A 16,611-nucleotide genomic window follows, 5' to 3' on the forward strand; every position below is an offset into this window, starting at 1 on the left:
CGGGCCTTCAGCCGCAGCGGAGCAGGAACAGCGCGCCGGCGACCGGCGCGCCCCGCTCCTGCCGCAGCACCGCCGCCTGCCGCGCCACCGGGACAAGGCCGGCCGCCGTGGCCAGCGCCGCGACGTGCGCCGGGTCGTGGCGGTAGCGCAGCGCCTCGCCGAGGGTGAAGGGCGCTCCCTCGCCCGCCTCCCCTTGGGCCTCCACCGAGAACAGCGCATGCCCGCCCGGCGCCAGCGCCGCGGCGATGCCGGCCAGCGCCGGAGCGAGGTCGCCGAGATAGTTCAGCACATCGGCGGCGGCGACGAGGTCGAAGCCCGCCGCCTGGCGCGGCAGCCAGTCCAGCAGGTCCGCCTCGTGCAGCGCGTCGTAGAGGCCGCGGCGGCGCGCCTCGGCCAGCATGCGCGACGAGAGGTCGAGCCCCTCCAGCCGCCGCGCGAAGGGGGCGAGGGCGGCGCCCGAGAGGCCGGTGCCGCAGCCAAGGTCGAGCACCCGCAGCCGCCGCTGCGGCGCAATCCCGGCCGCCGGCAGCAGCGCCGCGAGCAGGGCCGGCGTGCGATAGGCGAGCCGCCCGGTCAGCTCCGCCTCGAAGCGCGGCGCGAACTGGTCGAAGAGGCCCCGCACATAGGCGGCCGGGGCGCGGTCGGGCGCCGGGGCGGCGCCGAGCCCGGCGAGCAGGAAGCGCGCCTGGCCGGCGAGGCCGGGCCGCGTCCCGGCGCGCTCCAGCGCCGCGCGGGCCGCCTCGGCCGCGCCCGTGGCATCGCCGGCCTCACGCCGGGCATGCGCCAGGGCGAGCAGCGGCTCCGGCGCCTCGGACTGCAGGGCGGCGGCCTGTTCGAGCACCGGCAGGGCCGCGGCCGGGTCGCCAAGCGCTGCCAGGGCCTGACCGAGATTGCGCAGCGCCACCGCATCCCCGGGCCGGCGGACAAGCGCGGCGCGAAGCGCGATCACCGCCTCGGCCAGCCGCCCCGCCTCGGCCAGGGCGGCGCCGCGATTGGCAAGGAAGACCGGCTCCTCCGGCGCCGCCGCCAGGGCGCGCTCGGTATGGCGCAGCGCCCCGGCGACGTCGCCGCGCTGCCGCGCCAGCACGCCGAGGAGGTTGTGGGCGTTGGGCTCCTGCGGGCGACGCTTCAGCACCTGACGGTAGAGGCGCTCGGCCTCGGCCAGGGCGCCTTCGGCATGGCGTGCGGCGCCGGCCTGCAGCAGGGCGATCGGGTCCTCGGGCATGGCGGCACTCTGCCGGCCGCCGGGGCGGCGGTGCAATCCGGGGAGCGATCCGGCGCCGGAGCGGAATGGTGGGACCCGGTAACTAATACTTGCTCGAGAAGAGTCGTTTATCTACCATTACGTTCTGCTCGGCCCTCTGGCCGGCACCGGAGCCGCCGCACCGATGGCCGACCCGAAGCCCATGCCCGGACCCGGCCGATCCCGCCCGGCCATGCCCCGCGCGGAACCTGCGCGCCGGGACGGCATTGGAACGGATATGCAGAAGACGGCCTCCCCGCCGCGCCCCGCGGCACCGGCCGATGACGCCGCATTCGATCACTGGCTGCGCCACCACCTCGCGGATCTCCATGCCGATGTGCTGACGGAGCCGCCGCCGGCGCGCTTCCTGGCGAGCCTCGGCCTGCGGCCCCGCGCGGGATAGCGCTCCCATCACCTCCTGCCTTCAGGCCTCCTCCACCTCGCCGCCCTCGCGCTCATCGAGGCCAACGCTGCGCCGCAGCGCCTCGCGGGCGCGGGAGAGACGCGAGCGCAGGGTGCCCGCCGGCACGCCGAGCACCGTCGCCGCCTCGGCATAGTCCAGCCCCTCCACCACCACGACCCAGAGCGCCTCGCGATGGATGGGCGGCAGGCGGCGGAAGGCGGCGATGACATCGCGCATCGCCTGCCGCTCCTCCTGCCCGCCGGAGATCGCTGCCTCCGGCATTGTGTCGGGCGAGAGGAAGGGGCTGCGCGCGGCGCGCCGCAGCGCCGCAGCGCGGGCATGCCGCAGGATCGTGAAAAGCCAAGCACGCAGGTTGGTGCCGTCGTGGAACTGCGCGCGCGCGCCGATGGCGCGCACCAACGTCTCCTGCACAAGGTCGTCGGCGGCGTCGCCATTCTTCACCAGCACGCGCGCGAAGCGGCGCAACCGTGGGATCTCGGCGGCAACAGCGTTCGCGAAGGCGTCCGCCTCGGGCGCCCTGTCTTCCTGCATGCGAAACAGCGGCCCCCTCTCGCACGATAATCTCGTCGGAAGCGAGATTATCCGATGACTGAGGCGCATTGCGTAACGATCGGCACACCCTTGCGTGTGACCGGCTTTATTGCGGTGCACGCTTCCGTGGGGCGGTCATCACTCTGCGAAAACGGCAGCGGCCGCACCGGGGAAACCGGAACCCCTGCGCATCGCGTCGCGCGATCCCCTGACACAGGCGCTACGCATCCGGCGCACAACCCGGCGTTTCACAACCATAACGCGCGCAAGACGCAGAATACTTTCGCAAGAGCTGCACCGCCGCGTCAGAACAGCCCCTCGATCCGTCCGGCCGAATCGAGGCCGATCCCTTCCGCCGCCGGGTGCCGCGGCAGGCCTGGCATGGTCATGATGTCGCCGCAGACCGCGACGACGAAGCCCGCCCCGGCGGAAAGCCGCACCTCGCGCACCGGCAGCACATGGCCCGAGGGCGCGCCCATGCGGCCGGCATCGGCGCTGAAGCTGTACTGCGTCTTCGCCACGCAGACCGGCACATGGCCGAAGCCCATCTCCTCGAAGCGGGCGAGGCGCGTGGCGATGGCGGGCGGGATTTGCACCTCGGCGGCGTGGTATATCTCGCGCGCGATGGTGCGCAGCTTCTCGGCCAGCGGCAGCTCGGGCGCGTAGAGCGGGCGGTATTTCGCATGCCCCTCCTCGAGCAGCTGCCGCGCCCGCCGCGCCAGCTCGGCCGCGCCCGCCGCCCCATCGCCCCAATGCGTGCAGAGGACCGCCTCGGCGCCGATGCGCGCCATGGCGTGCCGCACCGCCTCGATCTCCGCCTCGGTATCCGAGGTGAAGTGGTTCAGCGCCACCAGCACCGGCAGGCCGAATTTCCGCATGTTCTCGACATGCCGCTCGAGATTCACCACGCCGCGCTCGACGGCCGCCACGTCCTCGGCACCGAGCGCCGATTTCGCCACGCCACCATGCATCTTCAGCGCCCGCACGGTCGCGACCACGACGGCGAGATCGGGCGCCAGGCCGGCGCTTGGGCATTTGATGTCGAGGAACTTCTCGGCGCCGAGATCGGCGCCGAAGCCGGCCTCGGTCACCACCACATCGGCGAGGCCGAGGCCGAGCGTCGTCGCCATGACGCTGTTGCAGCCATGCGCGATATTGGCGAAGGGGCCGCCATGCACGAGGGCCGGCGAGCCCTCCAGCGTCTGCACCAGGTTCGGCTGCAGCGCGTCCCGCAGCAGCGCCGCCATGGCGCCGTCCGCCTTCACGTCGTGGGCGGTGATGCTGCGCCCATCGCGCGTCTGGCCGATGATGATGCGGCCGAGCCGCGCCTGCAGGTCGGCGAGGTCGCGGGCGAGGCAGAAGATCGCCATCACCTCGCTCGCCACCGTGATGTCGAACCCGTCCTCCCGCGGCACGCCCTGGGCCGCGCCGCCGAGGCCGAGCACCAGGTTGCGCAGGTTGCGGTCGTTCATGTCCATGGCGCGCCGCCAGGTGACGCGGCGCGGGTCGAGGCCGAGCCCGTTGCCCCAGTAGAGATGGTTGTCGACCATCGCCGAGAGCAGGTTGTTGGCGCTGGTGATGGCGTGGAAGTCGCCGGTGAAGTGGAGGTTGATCTCCTCCATCGGCGCCACCTGCGCCCGGCCGCCGCCGGTTGCCCCGCCCTTCACCCCGAAGCAGGGGCCGAGCGAGGGCTCGCGCAGGCAGATCATGGTCCGGGTGCCGAGCGCGTTCAGCGCATCGCCGAGGCCGATGGTGGTGGTGGTCTTGCCCTCCCCCGCCGCGGTGGGGCTGATGCCGGTGACGAGGACCAGCTTGCCCCGAGGCCGCGCCGCCTGGGCGGCGATGAAGTCGAAGTCGATCTTCGCCTTGGTCCGGCCATGGGGGATCAGCGCCGTCTCGGGGATGCCGGCGCGGGCGGCGATCTCGGCGATCGGTTGCAGGGTCGCGGCGCGCGCGATCTCGAGGTCGGTGGCCATCGCAATCCTCCCGGTCGGGCCCTCGCGCTTATCGCCCCCGTGCCATGGGGGCAAGGCGCCCTTGCAACCGGACGGGCCCTGTGGCTTCTGGCAGGCATGGCCAGCCCCTGCATCGATGTCTGCCGCTATGACGAGGCCACCGGCTGGTGCCTCGGCTGCGGCATGACCCGCAAGGACAAGAAGCACTGGAAGAAGGAGAAGGAGCGCCGGCCGGAGATCCGCGCCGTGCTCCCGGGCCGGCTGGCCGAGCTCGCGATGGCCGGGGAGGTCACCGGCAAGGCGGCGGGCAAGAAAAAGAAGAAGCACAGGCAGGAAGCAGCTACGCCCGACCCGGTGGGTTAGGGCGGCACCTCTGTCCCTCCCCTGCCCCTGTGGCCGGAATGCCACGCCGAGGCGGGGCGAGCCGCATCCGCGGGGCGGTTGATCCGTCGCAAATCCAGGCCGGGCGCGGGCGCCTATGCCCCTCCGTGGCGGCTTTGCTGCCCTGGATGGATTGAGAGACATGCGCAAGAGCTTTGGACTTCTGGCGGGCGCCCTGGCCCTGAGCGCCGCCGTCGCGACCGGCGCCGCGGCGCAGACGGCGCCCCGCGGCAAGCAGGCGGGGGATTTCCTCATCGGCCTCGGCGCCATCGGCGTGCTGCCGAACAACGGCGGCTCGACCAGCATCGGCGGCACGCCGGAGGCAAGCAATGCCGCGACGGCCCAGCTCGACTTCACCTACTTCCTCTCGCCGATGCTGTCGCTGAACCTGATCGCCGCCACCACGCAGCATGACGTGAGCGCCAAGGGCACGGCGCTTGGCGACGTGAAGCTCGGCCATGTCTGGGTGCTGCCGCCAACCCTGACGGCGCAGATCCACCCCTTCCCGGCGGCACGGTTCAGCCCCTATGTCGGCGCCGGCCTGAACTGGACCTTCTTCTATGGCTATGGCGGCGACAAGACGGCGCCGGTCTCGCGGGTGCGGATCGACAACAGCCCGGCCTTCGCGATGAATGTCGGCCTGGATTACGAGCTGGCGCCGAACTGGCTGCTCAATGTCGATGCCAAGAAGATCATGCTGCGGACCGATGTCAGCCTGAACTCCGGCACGGTGACGGCGCGCGCCAACCTGGAGCCCTGGGTGGTCGGGGCCAGCGTGCGGTACCGGTTCTAGCATCCCCCACGACGTCGCTGCGCGACGCCGCGGGGACGCCTTCATCCCCACGACGTCGCTGCGCGACGCCGCGGGGACGCCTTCATCCCCACGACGTCGCTGCGCGACGCCGCGGGGGCCCCGGGATTCGCTCCTGATCCGAGGCGCGTCACAGCCTGCCGAGGCGAAGCCTCGGCAGGGCAACGGGTGGGGGCTCAGAGGGCCGGGACGCGCTCCTTGACGCCCAGTTCGTCGAGCGCTTCGCCGATCGCCGCCACCGCGCGGCGCATGTCGTCCGGCGTGATGGCGCCGATGCAGCCGATGCGGAAGGTGGGCGTGCGGGTGTTCCAGAAATTGCTGATCAGCACCCCGCGGCGCTTCAGCGCATCGACGAAGGGCTGCAGCGCGAAAGCCGGGTCGGCGGGCTGGTGGATGGTGACGATCACCGGCCCCTGGTGCCGCCATTCCAGATAGGGCGAGAGGCCGAGGCCGCGCACCCCCTCATAGAGCACCCGCATGGTCTCGCGGTAGCGGGCGAGCCGCGCCGGCTGCCCGCCCTCGGCGGCGTAGAGGTCGAGCGCCACGGCGAAGGCGGCGAGCGCCTGCACCGGCGGGGTGAAGCGGAAGCTGCCCCAGCCGGCCCGCAGCGCGTGCTGGTAGACATCGGCGAGGTCGAAGGCCCAGGAGCCGGCATTGCCCGCCGCCGCGAGAAGGCTCTCGATCCGCGCCACCGCGAAGCCGATGCCTGGCAGCCCCTCGAGGCATTTGCCGCTGGTGAAGATCACCGCATCGCATTCCGGATGGTCGGCGAGGCAGAAGGGCAGCGCACCGAAGCCGGAGACGGAATCGAGGATCAGCCGCCGCCCGGCCGCGCGCACCACCGGCCCGATCGCCTCCGGATCGTTGACGATGCCGCTGCCCGTCTCATTGTGGATCATCGCCACATGCGAGATGGCGGGATCGGCGGCGAGCGCCGCGGCGATCTCCTCCGGCGCCACCGGCCGCGTATCCGGCCCGGCCAACGCCACCACCTGTCGCCCAGCCTCGCTTGCCAGCCGCACCGCGCGGTCGGCATAGGCGCCGTTCTGCGGGATCAGCACCTTCCCGCCGGCGGGGATGAAGGTGCGGAGCGCCGCCTCCATCGTGAAATGCCCGCAGCCCTGCAGCGCCAGGGTGGCGTGCTCGCCCTCCCGGCCGCCGGCGATGGCCCGCACCCGCTCGCGGATGCCGGCATAGACCGGGCGGAAGTCGTTGTCCCAGGGGGCGATGTCCTGCGCCATGGCGGCGCGGGTTTCGGGTCGGGTCTGCACCGGCCCCGGGATGAGCAACAGCATCGCAACTCCGCTCGGCTCTCGACGATCCAGGCCATCCTGGCGCCGGCAAGATGGCGCGAAAATGCATAGCCCGCCACGCCTGGCCCCGCCCCGGGCCATTCAGACGGAAGGCGCGCCGGCGATGTTCCCCGCGGCCAGCAGCGGCGCGCCGATCTCCCGGCCCAGCTTGGCGCGGATCGCCGCGGCGAAGGCGGCATAGTCCGGGCAGTCCATGGCGAAGCAGCCCGGCCCGCCGATCACCTCGGCCCGGTAATGCTCCAGCAGGTCCGGCTCCTCGTTCAGCACGGCGAGGCCGTTGATGGTGACGCCGGCCGCGACGCCGGCATCGCGCACCAGGCCGGGCGGCGGCCCCTGGTTGTGCCGCCCGTCGCCCGAGACATCGAGGACGAGCCGCGCCGCCTCGGCCGGGCAGCGCGCCAGCAGGGCGAGGCCGGCCGCCATGCCCTCGCCGAGCGCCGTCGCGCCGGGCTGCGGCAGGCGCGGCGCCGCCTCGATCGCCGCCGCCAGCGCCTCCGCCGGCTCCGCCCCCGCCACCCGCATCCAGGGCACCGCCAGCTCCGGCACCGCCGTCCGCCGCATGCTGGGCCAGGTGCCGGACCAGAACAGCATGGCCACGGCGATGGCGCCGCGCGGCCCGGCGGTGCAGGCGGCGACCAGGGCGGGATCGCGGAAGGCCGCGGCATAGCCGCCGATCATCAGGCCGAATTCGTCGAAATCGACGCTGGCCGAGACATCGACGGCGAGGCAGAGGGCGAGATCGACGGGCTGCATCGCCGCCAGCATGGACCATGGCCGGGCCGGCGCCGAGCGCCGAGCGCCGAGGGATAGACCGGCGCCGAGCGCCGCGAGGGCCGCACCGAACCGGCGGGCGCCGGCCCCGTTGGAAGGCGATGCCCCTCCCCCGCCGCGTCGCGCCCACCCCGCCCCCGCCGCTGCCCGGCCTCGGGGCCGCACCGCCGCCGCCCGCCGCGCCGGATGCGGACCGGCGCGAGCTCGCCCTCACCGTGCATCGCCGGCTCTGCGGGGAATACGGCTGCCCGATCGACTACTTCCACGCCCTGGCGCCGCTGGACGAGCTGGTCTCCTCGCTGCTCTCCCACCGCACCCGCAACCGGGACAGCCACCGCGCCTATGAGAGCCTGCGCGCCGCCTTCCCCGACTGGGCGGCGGTGCGGGACGCGCCGGTCGCGGAGGTGGAACGGGCGATCGCCGGCGTCACCTGGCCGGAGGCGAAGGCGCCGGCGCTGCAGCGGGTGCTGCGGACCATCACCGAGCGGCGCGGCGCGCTCGACCTGTCGCACCTGGCGACGCTGCCGGCGGCGGAGGCGGAGGCCTGGCTGGCCGCCCTGCCCGGCGTCGGGCCGAAGACGGTGGCGGCGGTGCTCTCCTTCAGCACGCTGCGGCGGCGGGCGCTGCCGGTCGACAGCCACCACCACCGGGTGGCGCAGCGGCTCGGCCTCATCCCGGCGAGCTGCGCCGTCGGCCCGTCCCATGCCCGGCTGCTCGCCCTGCTGCCGGAGGCGTGGGACGCGCAGCAGGTCTATGACAACCACCAGGTCATGATGCGGCACGGCCAGCGCTGCTGCTTCTTCCGCAACCCGGCCTGCGCCCGCTGCGTGCTGCTCGATCTTTGCCCCACGGGCCGGGCGCGCACCGGGGCGCCGCCGCCGTGACGCGGCGTCACGGGTTGCGCAGGTTGTCGCGCAGCGTGGCGCCGCGATACTCGGTGCGGAACAGCCCGCGCCGCTGCAGCTCCGGCACGACGAGGCGGCAGAATTCCTCGAACATGCGCGGGAAGACCGTCGGCCAGATGATGAAGCCGTCGCAGGCGCCCGAGGTGAAGTAGTCCTCGAGCTGGTCGGCGACGGTCCCGGGGCTGCCGATCAGCAGGCCGCGCGGCTTGGTCGCCGCCTCGGCGAAGCTGATCCCCTCCTGCTGCATGAGCTGCAGCACCCGGTCCACCGAGCCGGTGATGCCCTGGTTGCCCTGCGCCGCCGCCATCGCCTCCGGCGTCCGGTGGCGCGAGAGATCGGCGCCAAGCAGGGAGGAGTTCAGCATGAGCTGCGCCTCGGGGTCGATCAGCGATTGCAAATACTCGTAGCGCTCCTGCGCGATGGCGTCGGTCTCGGCCACGACCACGGCGAAGGAGGGCAGCACCTTGCAGGCCTCCAGCGTCCGGCCGTGGCGCGCCATGCGGGACTTGATGTCGTCGTGGAAGGCGATGGTATCGGCCTTGCTGTGCGGGGTGCAGAAGACCATCTCCGCCCAGCGCGCGGCGAATTCCCGGCCGCGTTCCGAGGCGCCGGCCTGCAGGAAGACCGGCCGCACCTGCGGCGTGCGCGGCATGGCGAGCGGGCCGCGGGTCTTCACCCATTTTCCCTCGAACTCCGCGTAGCGCACCTTCGCCGGGTCGACGAAGACGCCCCGCTCGCGGTCGGCGATGACCGCATCCTCGTCCCAACAGTCCCAGAGCGCGTTGCAGGCCTCCAGCACCTCGTCGGCGCGGTCGTAGCGGAGATGCTTGGGCGGGATGCCGTCGAGGCCGAAATTGCGCGCCTCGAGATCGGTCGCCGAGGTGACGACGTTCCAGGCGGCGCGCCCGCCCGTCAGCAGGTCGAGCGAGGCGAGGGTGCGCGCCAGGTAATAGGGCGGGAAGAAGGTGGTGGAGAGGGTGGCGCCGAGGCCGAGATGCCGCGTCACCCGCGCCATCACCGGCAGGATGGCGAGCGGGTCGATATAGGAGATCTGGCCGCCGAGCCGCAGATAGGCGTCGAAATTCCCGCCATGGATGTCGGGAATGCCGAAGGTGTCGGCATAGAAGCAGGCATCGAAGCGCCCCGCCTCCAGCACCCGCGCGATGTGCTCGTAGCGCTCGGGTGCGAAGAGGTCGTCGAGCGGCGCTTCCGGATGGCGCCAGGCGCCCGGATGGTTCGCGGTGGGGCCCGTCTTCAGATAGGCGACGAGATGCATCCGGCGCGGCGCGCTCATCGGCGGCGGGCCTCGCGGGCGAGGCGGCGATGGCTAGGCATGGGCAATCCCCGGCTGGTGGCCAGCATGGCCGTGCCGCCTGGCATCCTTCCCTTCGCGCCGCACTATGCGGAGCCCGCCCGGGCCGCGCAATCCGGGGCGCCCATCGGCCACAACTTGCGAAGGACCCCTCCCTTGCCGCAGGCTGGCTTCATCGAGAAGGAGCGGCGATGTCGCGCCCGGTGCCCCTCGCATCCAGCATCCAGGCGGAGAGCGCGCGGCTCGCCGCGGCCTGCACCGCCTGCGGCGCCTGCGTCGAGGCCTGCCCGATGCCGGATTTCGCCGGCCTCGCTCCTGCCGCGCCGACGGCTGTCGCCGCCGGCATGCGGGCGGCGCTGCGTGGCGAGCCGGTCTCGCCCGAGGGCCTCGCCTGGGTCGGCGCCTGCACCCGCAGCGGCCAGTGCAACGCCGCCTGCCCCGAGGCGCTCGACGTCGCCCTCATGCTGCGCCTCGCCGGCATGCGGCTGAAAGGCGCGCTGGGCGAGCCGCCGCGCCTCCCGGTGCCGGGCGATGCCGGCTGGGCGGCGCGGGTGAAGGCCTTCGCCCGCATGACGCTGACCGAGGAGGAGCAGACGCGATGGCTCTGACCTTCTGGTACGGCTGCAACATGACCCGGCATGGCGAGGTGATCCGCCTCGCCATGCGTCTTCTGGACGCGGTCGGGATCGAGGCCGAGGCGACCGGCGGCCCGGCGAGCTGCTGCGGCTCGCCGAAGGAGGCGGATGCGCGCATCAGCGGCGGCATGGCCGAGCGCACGGTGGCGAAGTTCAACGCCAGCGGCACGCCGCAGGTCGCCACCTGGTGCCCCTCCTGCCACATGAACATGCAGGACTGGATGGCGCCGGGGATGCCGCGCAATTTCGAGACGCTGCACCTCACCGAGGTGCTGCATGCCCGCCGCGCGGCGCTGCGGCCGCTGCTCGTGCATCCGGTGCCGGCGCGGGTGCTGCTGCACCGGCATCTCGGCTTCGGCGGGCGGGTGCCGGTGAACCGCATGGTGGCCGGGCTGCTGGCGCTGGTGCCGGGGCTGACGCTGGTCGAGCATCCGCTCGCCGTGCCGGGGCATATGTGCTCGAGCCTCGCCACCGTGCCGGGCGCCCTCGCCCGTGCCCAGCGCGCGACGCTGGAGGCGATGGCGGCGAGCGGCGCCGACACGCTCTGCACCATCTTCCATAGCTGCCACCGAGATGCGGTGACGCTCGAGCGCGGGCGCCCGATCCGCGTGCTCAACTGGGTGCATCTGCTGGCCATGGCGGCAGGCTGGCCGGCCGAGGATGGCTACAAGGCTTGGCGCAACGCGGCCGATCCCCGCGCGGCGGTGGGCGAGGCGGGCCTTGCCGCCGCCGGCGAGGCGGGTTTCGAGCGGCTGGTGGAGCCCGAGCTGCGGCGGCCGCCGCCCGCCTGATTCTATCCCCACGAAGCCGCTCCGCGTCTTCGCGGGCCCCCGGGAGTCGCCTCTGATCTTTGATCCGTCACAGCCTGCCGAGGCGAAGCCCCGGCAGGGCAACGGAAGACGGCGGTTCCGGCGGGGGCTGCGGACGCGGAGGCCCGTTCCTTGCCGCAGCCGGGGATACCAGGCAGCGGCGCGGGCCGATTGCGGCTTGCCGGGCGGTGGGCTTCTCGGCGACCATGCCGCAAAATCCAGGGAAGGAAACCGCGCCATGAACCAGCTGGCCGCGTCCGTGGCGGCGCCGCAACCCCTCTCCCGCGCCGCGCATGCCGCCGGCATGGCCGCCTACCAGGCCGCTGGCGAGACGCTGGCCGCCGAGATCAACAATCGCGGCCCGCTGCGCCTGACCGCGGACGGGCAGCTGCATCCCGACATCCAGGCCGCCTATTGGACGCACGGCTACTACATCTTCGAGGGCGTAATCGACGCGGAGGAGGTCGCCGCGCTGCGCGCCGATGCGGGAGAGATGCTGGCCCGCGCCCCGGTGGGGCCGGAGGCGAAGGTCGATGCGCAGGGCCGCCCGGCGCTCGGCCTCGACTATGCCCGGCTGCCCTACCGCTTCAGCAAGCCGCTCGGCGATCCGTGGGGCGGCACGCAGCTGCTCAACGGCCGGCACCCGGCGCAGATGTCGCAGCCGGTGCCGGATGCGGGGGCGCCGGAGCACGTGGTCTTCCTGATGTATGCGATGTGCCAGGCGATGCCCTCGGGCCTGCGGCTCTACGGGCATCCGAAGCTGCTGGCGGCGGCGCAGTCGATCAACGGGCCGGATTTCGTGCCCTTCAACGACGCCATCTTCGTCAAGCAGCCAGGCCTCGGCGGCTCCGTCGCCTGGCACCAGGACGGGGTGACGCATTGGAACAACCCCGCCTGGGACGAGGGCATCCACGGCTTCAACTACCAGGTCCAGCTCTATCCGACGACGCCGGCCAATTGCCTCTGGGTGATCCCCGGCACGCACAAGCGCGGCAAGGCCGACATCAAGGGCATGGTCGCGGCCAATGGCGGCAGCGAGCAGCTCCCGGGCGCGGTGCCGCTGGTCTGCAAGGCCGGCGACGTGACGATGGTGAACCGGCAGACGGTGCACGGCTCCTTCGCCAATTCCTCGCCCGACATCCGCATCTCGCTCACCTTCGGCTTCCACCGCCGGCGCTCGGTGCTGGGCCAGCGTGCGGCGCTCTCCATCGCCGACACCAACGCCATCTACGATGCGCAGCGCATCTTCGACCGCTCCGCCGTCATCCAGGTGGCGATCGATGCGCGGCACCAGGCCCGCCCGGAGGAGCCAGCCTTCCGCTACCAGCCCTTCGCCGGGCTGGAGGAGGAGTTCCGCTATACGCCGGAGGTCTTCGACCGGGTGATCCGCGACTACAACACCAAGGATCTCGCCATCTAGAGCGTGATCGTCTGAGGCGGACTCACCGAAGGCGAGACTCACGCGATCAAACAACGACCGCGACCATGGTCCGTGAACCAGAGTGAACGGATCATGGTCTAGGCGGGAGGACCGGGCCATGCCGCAGCAGGGGCGCGTCGTCTTCAGCCGGATGGAGGAGGTGGTCTTCGGCCGCCCCGCGGCCGAGGCGGTGGCGGAGATCGCGGCGCGCGCCGGCGCCCGCCGCGTCTTCCTCCTCGTCAGCGGCACGCTGAACCGCGAGACCGAGGAGGTCGCCCGGCTCCGCGCCGCCCTCGACGGCCGGGTCGCCGCGGTCTGCGACCGGATGCCGGCGCACACCCCGCGCGCCGCCGTGGTGGCGGCGGCGGAGATGGCGCGGGAGGCGGGGGCCGATCTCATCGTCACCCTCGGCGGCGGTTCGGTCACCGATGCCGCCAAGGCGATCCAGCTCTGCCTCGCCAACGACATCCGCAGCCCGGAGGCGATCGCGGCGCTGCTGCCGGTGGCGCAGGCGGATGGCAGCCTCGGCCCGCCGCCCGGCTGCCGCCCCCCGACGATCCGCCAGGTGGCGGTGCCGACCACCCTCTCGGCCGGGGAGTTCAGCGCCATCGCCGGCGTCACCGACGAGGCGACGCGGGTGAAGGCGCTGATCCGCCACCCCGCGATCATCCCGAGGGCGGTGGTGCTCGACCCCGCCATCACCCGGCACACGCCGGAATGGCTGTTCCTCTCGACCGGCATCCGCGCCGTCGATCATTGCGTCGAGGGCATCTGCTCGGGCGAGGCGCATCCCTTCGCCGATGCCCAGGCGCTGCGCGGCCTCGCCCTGCTCGCCGCCGGCCTGCCGCGGGTGAAGGCCGATCCCGCCGACCTCGCGGCGCGGCTCGATTGCCAGCTCGGCGCCTGGCTTTCCATGGCGCCGCTCGCCACCGGCGTGCCGATGGGGGCGAGCCATGGCATCGGCTATGTGCTCGGCGCCGCGCATGGCATCCCGCACGGCCATACCTCCTGCCTCATGCTGCCGGCGGTGCTGCGCTGGAACCACCCGGTCAATGCCGGGCGGCAGGCGCTGGTGGCGGCGGCGATGGGGGTGCCGGGGGCCGAGGCGGCCGCCTTGCTGGAGGGGCTGATCGCCGGGCTCGGCATGCCGCGCCGGCTGGCCGATGTCGGGATCGGGGCCGCGCAATTCGACGCCATCGCCGAGGCCGCCATGGCGACGCCCTGGGTGCCGCGCAACCCGCGGCCGATCGCCGGCCCGGCGGCGGTGCGGGAGATCCTGGCCCTCGCCGCGTGAGGCCGCCCTGGCGCACCCTGGGCGTTGCGGATGATCAAGGCGGCCGGCGGCGCCGCCCGCGATGCTGCCGCAGGCGGCCGCCCGCGGTCGCAGGGAGGAGAGCATGACCAACCGCCCCATGCATGAGGTGATCACCCGTCGCCAGCCGGTGACGCTGCCGCCGGCGGCGAGCGTGCAGGAGGCCTGCCAGGCGATGCGCCAGCACCGCATCGGCGCCGTGCTGGTGACCGACGAGGCGGGGCGGCTGCTCGGCATCTTCACCGGCCGCGACGCCATCGCCCGGGTGCTGGCCGAGGGCCGCGACGCCGCCACCACCCGGCTGCAGGCGGTGATGACGCCGCAGCCGCATTGCTGCGCGCCGCATCGCCGCGCCATCGAGGCGCTGCGGCTGATGCGCGACGGCGGCTTCCGCCACATCCCCGTGCTGGAGGGGGAGCGGCTGGTCGGCATCGTCTCGCGCGGCGATTTCCTCGGCGCCGAGCAGGCGCGGATCGAGGAGGAGACGGCGCTCTGGGAACGGCTCTAGATCCCCACGAAGCCGCTGCGCGTCTTCGTGGGCCCCGTGAGGCGCCCCGGGCCCGGGGGGCTGAGCGGCCGGCCGGTATCCGGTCCGGCCTTGGGCCCTTGGCGGGCCGCCGGGCGGTTTCGCCCTCCGGCGATCGGTTCTAGTCTCGGCCTCCTGCGCGGAGGAAGCGATGCCCGAGAGCCCGATCGACCCCAAGCTGATGACCGAGACGCGGCTGCCGCTCGCCGGCCTGCGCGTGCTCGACCTCACCCTGGCGCGGGCCGGCCCCACCTGCGTCCGCCACCTGGCCGATTGGGGCGCCGATGTCATCCGGGTGGAGCCGCCGAGCAGCACCGACGGGCTGGGCGGGCCGCGCGACGGCTTCGACAGCGTCAACCTGCACCGCAACAAGCGCGGCATCGCGCTCGACCTCAAGAACCCGGCGGGGCATGCGGCCTTCCTCAAGCTGGCCGCGACCGCCGATGTGCTGGTCGAGAACATGCGCATGCAGGTGAAGCACCGGCTGAAGATCGCCTATGACGACCTGAAGGCGCTCAATCCGCGGTTGATCTACGCCTCGATCTCCGGCTTCGGCCAGACCGGTCCCTATTCCAAGCGCGGCGGCGTCGACCAGATCGCCCAGGGCATGGGCGGGCTGATGTCGATCACCGGCGAGAAGGGGCGCGGCCCGATGCGGGTCGGCATCCCGATCAACGACCTGACGGCGGGCAACCTGCTCGCCCTCGGCATCATGATAAAGCTCTACGACCGCGAGCGCACCGGCCAGGGCGGCTACGTCCATACCAGCCTGCTGGAGGCGCAGGTCTTCATGCTGGACTTCCAGGCCAGCCGCTACCTGATGGATGGCGAGGTGGCCGGCCAGGCGGGCAACGACCACCCGGTGAACATCCCGATGGGCGTCTTCCCGACCGCCGACAAGCCGATCAACATCGCCGCCTCCTCGGGCAAGCTCTGGACCAATTTCTGCAAGGCCGCGGGCCGCGAGGACTGGCTCGAGGTCGAGGAGTGGAAGACCCTGCAGGGCCGCAGCAAGGACCGCGCCCGGGTGAACGCCACCATCGCCGAGGTGACGCGGACCAAGCCCTCCGAATGGTGGATCGAGCGGCTGGAGGAGGCCGGCATCCCCTGCGGCCCGGTGAACGACATCAAGGACGTCTTCGACGACCCGCAGGTGCAGCATCTCGAGATGGCGATGCCGATGCGCCACCGGACGCGCGGCGACATCCGGATCGTCGCCAGCCCGCTGAACGTCGAGGGCCTCGAGACCGGCGTCTATCGCGACGTGCCGGAGCTCGGCGAGCACGGGGCGGAGATCCTGGCCGAGGCCGGGCTCTCGCCGGAGGAGATCAGCGAGTTGAAGGCCAAGGGAGCGCTGGGCGGGGCATGAGCCAGATGGAATTCGCGGACGGCAAGATCCTCGCCAGCATCGAGAACGGCGTTGGACGGGTGGTGTTCAACCAGCCCGAGAAGCGCAATGCCATGTCGGTGAACATGTGGGAGGGGATGGGCCAGGCGCTCGACCTCTTCGCCGAGGATGCCTCGGTGCGCTGCGTGGTGCTGCAGGGGGCCGGTGACAAGGCCTTCGTCTCCGGCGCCGACATCTCGCAATTCGAGAAGAACCGCGCCAATGCCGATGCGCAGCGGGAATACGACAAGCTGACCAGCGCCGGCCGGGCCAAGCTCGCGGCCTATCGCAAGCCGGTGATCGCGCAGATCCGCGGCTTCTGCATGGGCGGCGGCCTCGGCATCGCGATGAGCACCGATATCCGCATTGCCTCGGATGACAGCCAGTTCGGCATCCCGGCGGCGAAGCTCGGCATCGCCTATGGCTTCGACATGGTGCGCGCCCTGGTCGACCTGGTCGGCCCGGCGCATGCCCACATGATCCTGATGACCGGCGAGCGCTTCGACGCGCGCGAGGCGGAGCGGGTCGGGCTGGTGAACAAGGTGGTGCCGGTCGCGGAGCTGGAGGCGACGGTGGCGAAGCTGACGGCGACGCTCGCCGCCAATGCGCCGCTCTCGCTTACCACCAACAAGCAGACCGTGAAGGCGGTGCTGCAGGACCCGGCCGACCGCGACATGGGGGCGATCCGCACCGCCATGGCTGCCTGCTTCGACAGCGAGGACTACCGCGAGGGGCGGCGCGCCTTCATGGAGAAGCGCAAGCCGGCCTTCGCCGGGCGCTGATGGGTTCTCCCCCGCGATGCCGCCCCGGCCTCGCGGGGCGCCTGGCCGCGACCGGCCCGGCCGGAGCCCGCCGATGACATGATCGTGCCATCGG

The 16,611-nt window shown here is 72.7% G+C and carries 17 protein-coding genes; 11 read left to right on the forward strand and 6 right to left on the reverse strand.

The genetic code is table 11. The features are described 5' to 3' along the window. Positions 1-7: 7 nt before the first annotated feature. Positions 8-1,225: a methyltransferase gene (locus HJG45_RS01615; protein ID WP_171610318.1), complete on the reverse strand. Its 1,218-nt coding sequence runs from the start codon at positions 1,223-1,225 to the stop codon at positions 8-10. Between the two features lie 256 nt (positions 1,226-1,481). Between HJG45_RS01615 and HJG45_RS01620 the strand changes: the two genes are divergently transcribed. Then, positions 1,482-1,646: a hypothetical protein gene (locus HJG45_RS01620; protein ID WP_171610319.1), complete on the forward strand. Its 165-nt coding sequence runs from the start codon at positions 1,482-1,484 to the stop codon at positions 1,644-1,646. 21 nt (positions 1,647-1,667) lie between these two features. On the opposite strand, the gene HJG45_RS01625 is transcribed toward HJG45_RS01620, so the two are convergent. Continuing rightward, positions 1,668-2,198, reverse strand: coding sequence for an RNA polymerase sigma factor (locus HJG45_RS01625; protein ID WP_171610320.1), 531 nt, complete (start codon positions 2,196-2,198; stop codon positions 1,668-1,670). A gap of 305 nt (positions 2,199-2,503) precedes the next feature. After that, positions 2,504-4,174, reverse strand: coding sequence for a formate--tetrahydrofolate ligase (locus HJG45_RS01630; protein WP_171610321.1), 1,671 nt, complete (start codon positions 4,172-4,174; stop codon positions 2,504-2,506). 96 nt (positions 4,175-4,270) lie between these two features. On the opposite strand from HJG45_RS01630, the gene HJG45_RS01635 reads away from it, so the two are divergent. Next, entirely contained in the window at positions 4,271-4,516 is a 246-nt protein-coding gene (locus HJG45_RS01635) for a DUF1289 domain-containing protein (RefSeq protein WP_171610322.1), read from the forward strand. 160 nt (positions 4,517-4,676) lie between these two features. After that, on the forward strand, positions 4,677-5,327 hold the full coding sequence (locus tag HJG45_RS01640) for an OmpW family protein (protein ID WP_171610323.1): 651 nt from the start codon (positions 4,677-4,679) through the stop codon (positions 5,325-5,327). A gap of 194 nt (positions 5,328-5,521) precedes the next feature. Here HJG45_RS01640 and HJG45_RS01645 read toward each other — a convergent pair whose 3' ends face one another. Further along, entirely contained in the window at positions 5,522-6,640 is a 1,119-nt protein-coding gene (locus tag HJG45_RS01645) for a 2-aminoethylphosphonate--pyruvate transaminase (RefSeq protein ID WP_171610324.1), read from the reverse strand. A 99-nt stretch (positions 6,641-6,739) separates the two neighbouring features. Then, positions 6,740-7,411, reverse strand: coding sequence for a DUF1194 domain-containing protein (locus tag HJG45_RS01650; RefSeq protein ID WP_171610325.1), 672 nt, complete (start codon positions 7,409-7,411; stop codon positions 6,740-6,742). A 119-nt stretch (positions 7,412-7,530) separates the two neighbouring features. Between HJG45_RS01650 and nth the strand changes: the two genes are divergently transcribed. Continuing rightward, positions 7,531-8,313 (forward strand): endonuclease III, encoded by a 783-nt coding sequence (gene nth, locus HJG45_RS01655; RefSeq protein WP_171610326.1) that lies wholly within the window; start codon positions 7,531-7,533, stop codon positions 8,311-8,313. Positions 8,314-8,320: 7 nt separating this feature from the next. Here nth and HJG45_RS01660 read toward each other — a convergent pair whose 3' ends face one another. After that, positions 8,321-9,628 carry an NtaA/DmoA family FMN-dependent monooxygenase gene (locus HJG45_RS01660; protein WP_171610327.1) on the reverse strand — a complete coding sequence of 436 codons (1,308 nt, stop codon included), beginning with the start codon at positions 9,626-9,628 and terminating at the stop codon, positions 8,321-8,323. 209 nt (positions 9,629-9,837) lie between these two features. Here HJG45_RS01660 and HJG45_RS01665 point away from each other — a divergent pair, with 209 nt between their 5' ends. The 7 genes from HJG45_RS01665 to HJG45_RS01695 all read left to right on the forward strand — a co-directional run bounded on the left by HJG45_RS01665 (position 9,838) and on the right by HJG45_RS01695 (position 16,517). After that, positions 9,838-10,254 (forward strand): 4Fe-4S dicluster domain-containing protein, encoded by a 417-nt coding sequence (locus HJG45_RS01665; RefSeq protein ID WP_171610328.1) that lies wholly within the window; start codon positions 9,838-9,840, stop codon positions 10,252-10,254. Continuing rightward, the gene (locus tag HJG45_RS01670; RefSeq protein ID WP_171610329.1) at positions 10,245-11,072 is read left to right on the forward strand and encodes a (Fe-S)-binding protein; all 828 of its coding nucleotides are present in this window, start codon (positions 10,245-10,247) and stop codon (positions 11,070-11,072) included. Before HJG45_RS01665 ends, HJG45_RS01670 begins: the two co-directional genes overlap by 10 nt. A 256-nt stretch (positions 11,073-11,328) precedes the next feature. Continuing rightward, entirely contained in the window at positions 11,329-12,510 is a 1,182-nt protein-coding gene (locus HJG45_RS01675; RefSeq protein ID WP_171610330.1) for a phytanoyl-CoA dioxygenase family protein, read from the forward strand. 118 nt (positions 12,511-12,628) lie between these two features. Then, positions 12,629-13,804 carry an iron-containing alcohol dehydrogenase gene (locus tag HJG45_RS01680; protein ID WP_217362788.1) on the forward strand — a complete coding sequence of 392 codons (1,176 nt, stop codon included), beginning with the start codon at positions 12,629-12,631 and terminating at the stop codon, positions 13,802-13,804. A gap of 103 nt (positions 13,805-13,907) precedes the next feature. Then, positions 13,908-14,330 (forward strand): cyclic nucleotide-binding/CBS domain-containing protein, encoded by a 423-nt coding sequence (locus tag HJG45_RS01685; protein ID WP_171610331.1) that lies wholly within the window; start codon positions 13,908-13,910, stop codon positions 14,328-14,330. A gap of 169 nt (positions 14,331-14,499) precedes the next feature. Continuing rightward, positions 14,500-15,717, forward strand: a complete 1,218-nt coding sequence (locus HJG45_RS01690) for a CaiB/BaiF CoA-transferase family protein (RefSeq protein WP_254452219.1) — start codon at positions 14,500-14,502, stop codon at positions 15,715-15,717. Continuing rightward, a complete protein-coding gene (locus HJG45_RS01695; RefSeq protein ID WP_171610332.1) occupies positions 15,714-16,517 on the forward strand; it encodes an enoyl-CoA hydratase in 804 nt (267 codons plus the stop codon). The genes HJG45_RS01690 and HJG45_RS01695 overlap by 4 nt, the downstream gene beginning before the upstream one ends. Positions 16,518-16,611 lie beyond the last annotated feature (94 nt).

Origin of the sequence: Roseicella sp. DB1501, assembly GCF_013112485.1 — a bacterium.
Taxonomy (GTDB): domain Bacteria; phylum Pseudomonadota; class Alphaproteobacteria; order Acetobacterales; family Acetobacteraceae; genus Paracraurococcus.